The sequence below is a fragment of the Chryseobacterium endophyticum genome, assembly GCF_056333165.1.
The window spans coordinates 14,740-27,054 of record NZ_JBWGXE010000009.1; the positions used below are offsets into that span (position 1 = coordinate 14,740).

A 12,315-nucleotide genomic window follows, 5' to 3' on the forward strand; every position below is an offset into this window, starting at 1 on the left:
AAACAATTTTATCCTGGTGTAAATCGATATTATCCTTGAAAAATAGATTTTACCCTAGTGAAGTAAGCCTTTATCCTAGTGAAAAACCGTTTTATCCTGGCGCAAACCGATATTATCCTTGAAAAATAGATTTTACCCTAGTGAAGTAAGCCTTTATCCTAGTGAAAAACCGTTTTATCCTGGTGTAAATCGACATTATCCTTGAAAAATAGATTTTACCCTAGTGAAGTAAGCCTTTATCCTGGTGAAAAACCGTTTTATCCTGGCGCAAACCGATATTATCCTTATAAAATAGATTTTACCCTAGTGAAGTAAGCCTTTATCCTGGTGAAAAACCGTTTTATCCTGGTGTAAATCGACATTATCCTTGAAAAATAGATTTTACCCTAGTGAAGTAAGTCTTTATCCTGGTGCAAATCGATATTATCCTGGTGAAGTAACTTTTGCCCGGATGTGAAAACATTTTAATGAACATAAATTCTTTACTATTTAATTTTCATTCGTTTTTATTAGAAAAAAATACCCCCCAAAGGCATTTACCATTGGGGGATTTTATTTTCATTAAATTATTTATTCCTGTGGTATTATTCTCTGTTTTTAAGCATAATCCAACCGGACTGGCTCATATTTACTTTTGATTTCGGGTACTGGAAGTTGAACTTGTACCAGTAAGTTGCCGTTGGAAGTTTCTTACCGCCTACAGTACCGTCCCACACAGGACTTTGTTTTGAGAATCTGAACATTTCAGAACCGTAACGGTCGTAAATAGATCCCGTAAAGTTATTAAATCCTCCAAGAGCGGTAAGGTCAAGAGTATCATGAATTCCGTCCTGATTTGGAGTGATGACATTTCTTACGTGGAAGGTAAAGAATTCCAAAGCACCTACGCAATGCGTACCCACGGATCTCACCTGGATCTGGTACGTGGTATTGTCCTGAAGACCTGTAAATATATTAGTCGGCTGCCATGAGATTCCTCCGTCGATAGAATACTCTACAGTCTGAGGAATGTTATTGATCATTGGAACTTCCGCCGTAATGGTTAAGGTATTATTACTGTAATCAAGATTAGAAACAAACGGAGAAGCTGCACCCAATACATTTACCGTGAATGTTTTTTCACAATATCCATTGTTGATTTTTACACTATAAATTCCATATTGGTCTACATTGATCGTTTGTGTAACGGCACCTGTACTCCAGAGATAAGTATAGTTCGGTCCTGATCCTGCGTCAAGAACTACCCGGTCTCCCTGGCACATCTCCACGTCTCTCAGCGGAGAAGTAAGTTCCGGAACCACTTCTACCGTAATGCTTGCCGGCTGCAAAGATTTACATCCTTTCGCTCCCAAAGAATATACCGTAAAAGTTGTGGTATTGTAAACGGTTGCCGTCTGCGTATTTCCTGTTCCCTGGAAATTTGCCCATTCGTAAGTAACACCTCCGGTCGCCGTAAGCTGTACCTGAGTACCCGGGCAAACTTTAATCTTGGAAGCCACTACACTTACGGTTGGGGTTGCTTCCTTAAGGAGGGTTAACTCAATCATTTTACTACAGAAGCCTCCGTTAGAAACTACAACATAGAGAATCTGGCCATCGTTACCGTTGTAATGTAAAATATCCTGGATGTAATCGCCATTCTGGGCAATAGCATCGTTCTGGTCTTCATAAAAACGGAATACAGCACCAGCCGTCGTACTGATCGATGGCATCGCATTCGTTAAATCGAACCATGTAATATCCGGAGTGGTACAAAGCAGTAAAGAAGCATCAGCCGCTATAGGCGTTGTTCCTCCGTTGATTTTAATATTAGCCTTTCCAGGACATGGATTCCCCGGGAAACTCACTTGGATTTCATAGTTACCCGGCTGATTTGCCGTGATCGTCGGTGTGGTTGCCCCCTGAATAGCAGTCCCGTTATAGAACCACTGGTACGTAAGGTTCGGGTCGCTTACAGATGCCGTGATTACCTGAGGAACGTTATCACAAACGTTGATCTCTGCCGGTAAAACAGCTCCCGAAGGATCCTGTAATTCTACTCCGATATTGAAAGATCCTCCTTCCAGGAAAACCGCTGAATCATAACGGTAATCAATAGCATCCGCCACAACCATTTTAAAATGATAAGACTGTCCTGGAACAACGGTTGCCGTTGCCTGCAATGGGACTGTTCTACCGTTATAGTTTGTTTCGATAGCTGAGGTGTTATAGCCATCGAAAAAGGATACATTGGGCGCGCCACAACCCATGTCATCTCCAGCAAAACTGTTTTGAGGGTGGATATTGGTAACACTTACAGGTCCGCTACCCGGTGCCGGCAAAACCGCCATATTAACGTAAGGTCCTCCGCTTGTAGGTCTCAGCAACAACGCAAATGCATCAGAGAAACCACAAGGAAAGGTCGATGTATATTCTTCAGAAGCAAATAAGTAATTAAACTTGACCTGGCTTGAAGTTGGTACGAAATCAAATTCTAAAACAACGGCATCATTAAGACTGCCAGAAGGATTTGTGGCGGCTACAAGATCGGGATCACTCCCTGTAGGCAAATCATCTTCTAAAGTTTCACTTATAAATGCATTTCCAGATTTACGAACATAACCGGTGGAAAGAACGATACCGTCTTTAAACGGAAAATTGGTTGTTCCTCTATTAAAATATCCCCAAGACCTTTGCACATTACTGGCCGGTAAATTTGGGCTTACCTGAACGTTAGACACACTAGGTGTAACACATGAGTTTGTACCGGAAGAAATTAAAACATCTTTAACTAATTGTATGGGAGTATAATCTGTTGGTGCATATCCAGCCGCATTGACATCAATAAAAGCACCAGCCTTCATCGTTAAACCTGAAGCTTTTTCCTGTTGCCCCTTTCTGGGAGTAATTTTTTGTGAATAAAAGAGACTCGACGACGAGGCCATGAGTAAAGAAAACAATAGTAAGCATCTCTTCATAAAATAAGTAATTTCAACAAAATTAATTTTTTTTTATCAATACCATATACATATTTGAAATTTTTATAAAAAAAACAAAAAAAACCTCTCAATTTGAGAGGTCTATTGTTTGTCGTATTTAGTTTCTGTTTTTCAGTAAAATCCATCCGCTTCGCTGCTCGAGCTTTTTACTGGCGGGGTTTTCCCATTGTACACGGTACCAATAAGTCGCTGTCGGAAGAATAAGGGTGCCTTTAAGCAAACCGTTCCAGCTGGTTTCGTTTTTGCCGGCTTTGAAAACCTCCTGTCCGTATCTGTCGAAAATAGACGCTGCAAAATTGTTATACTTACTGATTCCTGTAAAATCCACGGTATCATTCTTACCGTCAGAATTTGGTGTAATGGCATTGATAACCACAAAGGTAAAGAAAGACAACGTTGTTCCACATTTGGCATCTTTTGCCCTTACCATTAGATTGTAATTCGCATTATCAAGAATATTGTAGAATATATTTGAAAGTTGCCATGTCACTCCTCCATCTACAGAATACTCCAAAGGCCCACCGGTAGGATTTGTTGTCGACAGGGTAAGTACATGATTGTTATATGCTACATCGGTAAACTGCGGAAGTGCCGGGTTGATCAGCTGCGCACTGAATACTTTAGAACAGGTTCCGTTACTGATGGTTACGGAATAGGTGCCTGCGGTATTGACTGATATGGTTTGTGTAGTAGCTCCTGTGCTCCACAGATAAGTATAATTTGGTCCTGAGCCCGCATCCAGAATTGCAGAATCTCCGGCACACGCATACACATCCTTCAGCGTAGATTCAATTGCCGGAACAACCTGAATGGTAATTGAAGTAGGATCATCCACCTTACAGCCGTTTCCACCTAAAGCATATACGGAGTAAATGGTGTTCTCTGTTGGCGATACTACCTGGGTATTTCCATTGCCCGGTAAACCGACCCATTCGTAGGTAACGCCGCCGGTGGCCGTTAATGTAACAGATTCTCCCACGCAGATTTTAGATTTTGATGCTGCAAGCACAGCAACAGGCGGACCCACTACAATTGTAATCGTTGCCGTATTTGATGATACACAACCATTGGCTCCCGTCGCAGTAACCGTATAAACCGTAGTATTGGCAGGCGATACCGTCTGTGTACTTCCATTCCCCGGAAGCGTCCCCCAGTTGTAGGTAGCACCTCCGGAAGCTGTCAAAGTAACAGATTCTCCCGGACAGATCTGCAACACCGGTGCTGTAAGCGTAACTACGGGAGGCGTAGTATTCTGCACTACCGTTACATTGGCAGTATATGAACAGTTTAAATTACCCGGCTGATTAACATTTGTTACCGTCAAAGTATAAACACCGCCTGTATTTACCACAGGTGTCAGTGTATTAGCCCCGGAGACAATATTTCCTCCGCCTGTTGCATTCCAGGCAATGGTAGAACCGGTTGGAATTACGGAAGACGAGGCATTTAATGTGATTTGTGGTGTATTGCATGTGATTTGTTGAGGCTGTGCAATCGTTAAGGTAGTTTCAGGAGTTGACAACAGCTGTAAAGTCACCACATACCGGCAGCCCCCATTTGACACCAAAACGTAAATCGTCTGATTCCCGGCACTGTTGAATGATGTCGTATTGGATATCGTATTGTTATTCCCTGCATTAGCATCTGAAACATTTAAATAATAAGAGAAAGTCACCCCAGTGGCAGATGTGATCTGAGACTGAGCCTCCGTTAAATTATAATTAATTCCTCCGGTCTGATAACATTTAAATAAAGTAGCATTCTGAACAGTGATCGGCTGTGAAACCTGTATCGTGATCGTGGCAGGATTCTGTGACACACACCCATTCGCTCCAACAGCGGTTACGGTATAGGTCGTGTTGGTCGTTGGCGAAACCGTTTGTGTATTTCCATTTCCGGTAAGGCCTACCCAATTATAGGTGGCGCCTCCGGATGCTGTTAAGGTAACAGATTCTCCGGCGCAGATCAAAACTTTTGAGGCTGTGAGACCTGTAGTGGGAGGAGCACTGTCACCGGTTACAGTAACGCTTGCAGTAGTTGTACACGTAAGATTTCCGGGCTGATAAGTATTCGAAATCGTCAACGTGTATAGTCCCGCCGTATTGATGACAGGATTTAATGTATTGGCTCCGGAAACAATATTTCCGTTTGTTGTCGTCCAGGCAAAAGTAGAACCGGCAGGATAAGTGGACGCAGAAGCATCTAATGTAATCTGCGAATTTGCACAGGTTAAGACAGGCGGTGCCGCAATGCTGGCTGTGACCTGTGGCGCTTTGATTAATTGCAACTGGGCAACTTTTGAACAGAATCCGTTTTTAACGAGAACATATACCGTCTGGCCGGCACTCTGGAATATAGTCGGACTGGTGATCGTATTGCCATTACCCGCTAAAGCATCCGACTGATTAATATAATAAGCGAAAGTAGCCCCCGGCGTTGTGCTTATTGAGCTTTGTGCAGAGGTAAGATTAAAGGTTGCGTTTCCTTGGGCATAGCACGCCGTCAGTGTAGCATTCTGTACGGTTGGTGAGGTTCCCCCCACAATCGTTACAGAGGCTGTACCCGGACAATTATTTCCCGGTAAAAATACCTGAACGGTATACACGCCGGGCTGTGTTGCGGTATAAGAAGCACTGTTTGCTCCGGGAATAGGATTATTCCCTAATAACCACTGATATGTAGCCCCATTACCCTGAACCGAAGCAGTAAGTATCTGAGGAGCATTGTCACATACATTAATAGATGAAGGAAGCTGAACACCGGCAGGATTGAGAAGCTGTACACCAATATTAAAAGATCCGGCTTCAAGAAAAACCGCAGAATCGAAATTTGAATCTTCATAATCGGCTAAAACCATTTTGAAGTGATATGTCTGGCCCGGAATTACGGTCGCCGTTGCTGTTAAGGGAATCGTACGCCCGTTAAAGTTAGTTTGGATTTGAGGATTGTTCAATCCTGCAAAATACTGGGCATTTTGAGGACCACAAGGTAAATTTGAAGGGATAATATTGGTAACACTTACAGGATCGCCATTGGGTAAAACGGCTAAATTGGTGTAGGTAGGATCTCCTACTTTTTTCAGTAATAATGCAAAACCGTCAGAGATTGTACACGTAAAATTGCCCTGATACTCTTTTGATGCAAATAAATACCGGAATGTAACCGTTGTAGAGACCGGTACGAAATCAAATTCTATGTAGGTGGCATCCCTTAAACTTGCATTGCTTACATTCAGGGCTGTCGCGAGGTCGTTGTCTCCACCCGAAGGAAGAGGATCACTTAAGTTTGCCTCAAAAGTATTTCCTGTTTTTCTGGCATATCCAGTAGTAAGGACGATACCTTTAGCAAAAGGGAAGTTGGTTGTGGCTTTGTTAAAATATCCCCAGCTTCTGTCCTGGTCACTTATTGCTAAATTGGGAGAAACAACCACATTGCTCACATTGGCCGAAGCACATCCGGAACCACCACTGATAAGAACATCTTTTACCAATTGTGTGATACTGTAGCTTGATTCGGGATATCCGGCTGCATTTACATCGATAAAAGCTCCTGCTTTCATACTCGCAGCCGTAGGTTTTTGAACAATACCTTTACTTTGTCTGTTCTGAGCAACAAAGCATTGGGTAAAGATTAAAAATAAAGCCAGAAGTAAATTTCTTGTCCTCCTATTTAACATTTTAAATTATTTTAAACAAAAATACTATTTTTTTTGATTGAATATCAATTCAGCATAAATTACATTATCACTAATGCAATAATATGAATTCATTATATCAACAACGAAAAAAAGACCGACAAATTGTCGGTCTTTCAATAAAATCGGTTTTATCTTATTCTATATTTTTAAGTAAGATCCATCCTGTTTTCAATGCCGGCTTTTTGCTGGCAGGATCTTCAAAACTTACCTGGTACCAGTAGGAAGATGTTGGCAGGCGCTTGCCCTGGAAGTACCCGTCCCAATAAGGCTGAAGGCTGCTTGCTTTATATACTTCTTTACCGTAACGGTCGAAGATGGATGCTTTGAAATCCTTATTCTGGTTCACCCCTCTGAAATCAATAATATCATTGATGTTGTCACCATTCGGTGTGATTACATTCTGCATGATAAACGTGAAATAATCCAGAGAACCGACACAGCTTGTTTTCTTTACGCGAACTTTTATGGAGACAACCGTATTTCTAGGTACATTGCTGAAAGTATTTGAATTTTGCCATGTAAGACCATTATTTATAGAGTATTCCAAAGGCCCGTTGCTTGGATTGCTGGCCGTAAGGATCATCGTTCCGTTCTCATTATAATTGACATTGATGATTTCAGGAACAATAGCCTGGATTACTTGTGTGGTGTATACTTTCGAGCAGACTCCGTTACTGATCGTCACGGAATAGGTTCCAGGAGTTCCCACTGAAATAGTCTGTGAAGTATCTCCCGTACTCCAGAGATAAGTATAATTCGGGCCTGCACCGGCATCCAGTGTAATGACATCACCCTGGCAAATCAGTCCTCCTGAAAGATTTGAGGTAATGGCAGGAACAACTTCGATCGTGATTGATGCAGGCTGCAACGATTTACATCCCTGCGCTCCGATGGCATAAACCGAATATGTTGTCGTCTGGGTAGGAGAAACCGTGTATGAAGCGCCTGTACCTGTTACTCCTGTCCATTGGTAAGTTACTCCGTTAGCGGCTGTTAAAGTGGTAGATTCACCTACGCATATTTTCATTTTGGTTGCCGTAAGCTGGGCAACAGGAGTCGCTTCTTTTTTCAGCGTTAAAGTCACCATCTTGCTGCAGAAAGCTCCATTGGAAACTACAGCATACAGCACCTGGCCGTCGGTACCGGTGTAACTGCTTGCTGCGGCAGTACTGAGGTAATTATCATTTTGTTCAACAGCATCGGATTGGTTAACATAATAATGTATAATAGCTGTTGTAGAAGTTGTGATTAAAGGGTTGGCATCATTCAGATTGAATGAATTAACCGAAGGCGTAGTACAAAGCTTTAAGGTAGCATCCTGAGCCGGCGGAGTCGTTCCTCCCACAATGGTAATAACCGCAGAAGCAGGACACTGATTGCCCGGAACTGCTACTTTTACTTCATAAGCTCCCGGAGAAGTTGCCGTATAGGAGACATTGGTTGCTCCATTGATGGCTACTCCGTCTTTGTACCACTGGAAGGTCATGCCCGGAGCTACGGTAAGCAATGCCGTCAATACCTGTGGCGTATTGTCACACATATTTACGGTATCCGGTAAAATCACTCCGTTCTGATCTACAATTTTAATCCCGATGTCGAAAGATCCTCCTTCAAGAAAAACGGCAGAATCCAATCGCTGATCGGTATAATCGGATAATACCATTTTAAAATGATAAGCAACCCCAGGCGTTACATCGGCAATGGCTGTTAAAGGCACTACCCTCCCGTTATAATTGGTTTCTATACTTGAAGTATTATATCCTCCGAAGAAGGAAACATTCGGTGCACCACATCCCATATCAGCTCCTGAGAAACTGTTCTGAGGGTGAATATTGGTAACACTTACAGGTCCTCCCGCTCCGGGAAGAACAGCTATATTGGTATAAGGACCACCTGCTACAGGCCTAATAAGTAAGGCAAAAGCATCCGAGAAACTACAAGGGAAAAATCCGGAATATTCTTCCGAAGCAAAGAGATAATTGAATTTTACCTGATTTGAGTTGGGTACGAAATCAAACTCTAAAGAGACAGCATCATGCAGACTATTAATATTGGTATTGGTGGCTGCAGCCAGATCGGCATCTCCGCTCATTGAAATTGTACCTTCGAGATCTGCGGAAATTGCTGAATTCCCAGCTTGTCTGGCATATCCTGTTGTTAAAACAATTCCGTCTTCAAATGGGAAACTGGTAGTTGCCTTATTAAAATACCCCCAGAATCTGTTGTTTTCGGTGACCGGCTGATTCGGGCTTATCGTTACATTGCTCACACTCGGCGTTGCACAGCTCGACTGTCCGTTGATAAGAACCTGCTGCACCAGCTGTTGAGGCGTATAAGATGATTCCGGATAAGAGGCCGCGTTGACATCAATAAAAGCACCCGCTTTCATACTTTCAGAGGTCAGCTTTACTTTACCGGCCTTCCTGGAAGCCTTTTGAGCAAATGCAGACCCGGAAACCAAAAGCAATACTAAAAATAACAAGTAGTTTTTTAGTCTATAATTTAACATTTTGTTGTTGTTTGTTCAAAAATAATAATTTTATGATTAAAATTTGACAAAAAACAGAAAGATTTTTATTATAAATTTAATCTATTGGTAAATTCTGACTTAACAGATAATATATCTGCCATCATAAAAAAAAGACTAAATTTTTTATTAGTCTTTTTTAGAGTTATCTTTTCCAAGAGCTGAAAGATCATGATGCTATTCAGTTTTCAGTTCATCGATTTTATTCTGGAGTTCCTGAATTTTATCTTTTAGGGCTTTGATCTCATTTTTATTTGAGCTCACGTTACTTTTCAGCATGACATTTTTTGCTCTCTCGCTATGGTCTTCGTCATCTTCATCCTCGTTGATTTCTTCAATATCTTCCTGAATGTCTTCAATATCTTCATTGATTTCTTCAATATCTTCACTGATTTCCTCGATGTCTTCGCTGATCTCTTCGATATCTTCCTGGATATCCTCGATATCTTCCTGAATATCTTCAATTTTTTCATGACTTTTATTCACTGACATCTGGATGAAAATGGCAAGATAAATGGCTTCCAATGAGACGACCGTGGTAAGAATCAGCAGCATTTTATCAAATTCCACAAGTCCCAGAACAGGAAGCAGGAAGGATATGATAAAAAATAGCGTATGGGCGATCAATGAAGGTATTGAGCCTATCCACCAGGTAATACCGTTGGCTATTCTCTCCAGAACCTGGGTTTTTTCTTCGTTATTTTTCATTGGGTTCAGCTTTTATAATAGTTCTTTAGTCACTCCTAATCCGAATAAAGCAAAATCGTATTTCGCAGGATCTTTTTCATCAAATTTCCGGATAACGAGATCGAGTTCTTCTACTGTTTTCCAGTCATTCTGGGTTCTTGCGATCAATCCCAGTTTCCTGGATATATTCCCTGTATGTACATCCAGCGGAATTGAAAGATGTTTCTGATCTGTATTTTCCCAGATTCCAAAATCTACACCACGCTTATCTTTGCGAACCATCCATCGCAGGAACATGATAATCCTTTTGGCTGACGAATTTTTGTAAGGAGAGCTTACATGTTTGTGGCTTCTATGTTTATCCATTCCCAGGAAATTACTTCTGAATCTTTCGATGGCGTGGAGAAAGCTCGTTTCCGAATCATTTATCTTAAACAAATTCTCAAGACTTTCATGTTCAGTATAAATCCTGTTGAATTGCTCTATAAAATAAGTAAAATCCTCTCCGTTGAAAGTCCGGTGGATGCTTTTGTCTTTTATTCCCTGAAGATCTTTTCCCGAATAATTCATCACAAAATCATAAGGAGAGTTTCCCATGATTTCCAGCATTTTCTCTGCTGACTTGATGATGGCTTTGCGGTTTCCCCAGGAAATGGTTGCCGCCAGAAAACCCGCAATTTCTATATCCTGTTTAAGACTGAAGCGATGCGGGATCTGTACCGGATCATTTTCTATAAAATCCGGATGATTGTATTGGTCTGCCTTTTCATTTAAGAAGATTTTTAATTCTTCAGATTTCAGTATCATTTCTTTAAATTTTCACAGGCTCAAGGGCCTTGGGTAAAAAGGTATTGGGGAAAATGGCTCTCGCCTCGTCAGTAAAAACGGTCAGATCTCCGTATCTGTTTGAAAAATGGCCTAAAATAAGTTTTCCGACCTCGGCTTTTTGGGCGATATAGGCCGCTTCAAGTGCTGTCGTATGTCCCGTATAATCTGCCATTTCTTTTAAATCATGCAGAAATGTAGATTCATGATAAAGCACGGTAACATTTTTTATGATCGGAATCACCGTTTCCAGATATCTTGTGTCGCTGCAGAAGGCATAGGAAACAGGAGGAACCGGATCGGTGGTAAGAATTTCATTTTTGAGGACATATCCGTCACTCAATACAAAATCCTTTCCTGCTTTGATGTTGTGGTAATCGCAGGTTTCTATTTCCTTGTACTTTGAAATTTCCTGCATGTTCAGGTGTCGCTCTTTCGGTTTTTCTTTAAACAGATAGCCGTTGCAGTAGATCCTGTGATCGAGAGGAATGGTATAGACCTCTACCCTGTTGTCTTCGTATATTTTCTCCGAATATTCTTTATCCAGTTCGTGATAGACCACCTCAAAACCACGGTGGGTTTCGGTAATGGTGAATATGGTTTCCAGCATCTTTTTAATGCCTTTCGGTCCGTAAACATGGAGCGGTGTTTCTCTTCCCAGCAGCCTGAAAGAGGCAATAAGACCGGGCAAGCCGAAACAATGATCCCCGTGAAGATGTGAGATGAAAATATGATTTATCCTTGAAAATTTCGCTTTTGCTTTTCTCAGCTGAACCTGTGTTCCTTCTCCGCAATCGATCAGGAAAGATCTTTCTTCCATTTCCAGAAGCTGTGCCGTAGGGGAAGAATTGATGGTAGGAATCGCTGAGTTAAAACCTAATATCGTTAAATAAGTGCTCAAAACAATCGTTTATTATACAGACAAATGTACGGAATTTAGGTTAAGATAGGATAAAATTGAGGTTGAGGTTGAGATTAACCTTAACGTTCTTTTAAAAAATCCAGGAAGAGATCGAGTGCCTGTTTTCGGTGACTTATTTTATTTTTGTCCTGGGGTTCCATTTCTGCAAACGTCATTTCATAGCCTTCCGGAACAAATATCGGATCGTAGCCGAAGCCTTTGAAGCCTTTGTTTTCATGGAGGATATTGCCGTGTACCCTTCCGTCAAAATATTGGGGTCCGTTTTCGTCGTAGTAGCATAATACGGTAATGAAATAGGCTTTCCTGTTTTCAATGCCTGTCATTTCGCTTAATACTTTTTCAATATTTTTAGCGAAGTCGTGGTCACCGGCATATCGTGCTGAAAAGATTCCCGGTCTTCCGTCGAGAGATTCTACGACGAGGCCGCTGTCGTCTCCAAGGCTGGGAATTCCTGTTTTTTCGTAGCAGTATCTGGCTTTTATCAGGGCGTTGGCGTTGAAAGAATTGCCGTCTTCTACAATTTCTTCATGAATGTCATAATCGGTGAGGCTTTTTACCAGGAAACCTTCTCCGAGAATCTGCTGGATTTCTTCTTTCTTGTGTATGTTGTGCGTGGCTACGAGCAATTCCATGTTTTTATTGATTTAAAATTTATATTTAAAATACTTACGGGTGGCTA

7 protein-coding genes are annotated in these 12,315 nt (G+C 41.5%); all 7 read right to left on the reverse strand.

Going from position 1 to position 12,315, the window contains the following annotated elements; translation table 11 throughout:
* Positions 1–584: 584 nt before the first annotated feature.
* On the reverse strand, positions 585–2,957 hold the full coding sequence (locus AC0N32_RS17150) for a choice-of-anchor L domain-containing protein (protein ID WP_476395064.1): 2,373 nt from the start codon (positions 2,955–2,957) through the stop codon (positions 585–587).
* 118 nt (positions 2,958–3,075) lie between these two features.
* Positions 3,076–6,654: a choice-of-anchor L domain-containing protein gene (locus AC0N32_RS17155; protein ID WP_476395065.1), complete on the reverse strand. Its 3,579-nt coding sequence runs from the start codon at positions 6,652–6,654 to the stop codon at positions 3,076–3,078.
* A gap of 154 nt (positions 6,655–6,808) precedes the next feature.
* Positions 6,809–9,184, reverse strand: coding sequence for a choice-of-anchor L domain-containing protein (locus AC0N32_RS17160; RefSeq protein WP_476395066.1), 2,376 nt, complete (start codon positions 9,182–9,184; stop codon positions 6,809–6,811).
* Positions 9,185–9,379: 195 nt separating this feature from the next.
* Entirely contained in the window at positions 9,380–9,910 is a 531-nt protein-coding gene (locus AC0N32_RS17165) for a DUF1003 domain-containing protein (protein WP_476395067.1), read from the reverse strand.
* Between the two features lie 12 nt (positions 9,911–9,922).
* A complete protein-coding gene (locus AC0N32_RS17170) occupies positions 9,923–10,690 on the reverse strand; it encodes a TIGR02757 family protein (protein ID WP_476395221.1) in 768 nt (255 codons plus the stop codon).
* Between the two features lie 10 nt (positions 10,691–10,700).
* Positions 10,701–11,615 carry a ribonuclease Z gene (locus AC0N32_RS17175; RefSeq protein ID WP_476395068.1) on the reverse strand — a complete coding sequence of 305 codons (915 nt, stop codon included), beginning with the start codon at positions 11,613–11,615 and terminating at the stop codon, positions 10,701–10,703.
* A gap of 80 nt (positions 11,616–11,695) precedes the next feature.
* Positions 11,696–12,268 carry an RdgB/HAM1 family non-canonical purine NTP pyrophosphatase gene (gene rdgB, locus AC0N32_RS17180; protein WP_476395069.1) on the reverse strand — a complete coding sequence of 191 codons (573 nt, stop codon included), beginning with the start codon at positions 12,266–12,268 and terminating at the stop codon, positions 11,696–11,698.
* Positions 12,269–12,315: the final 47 nt, after the last annotated feature.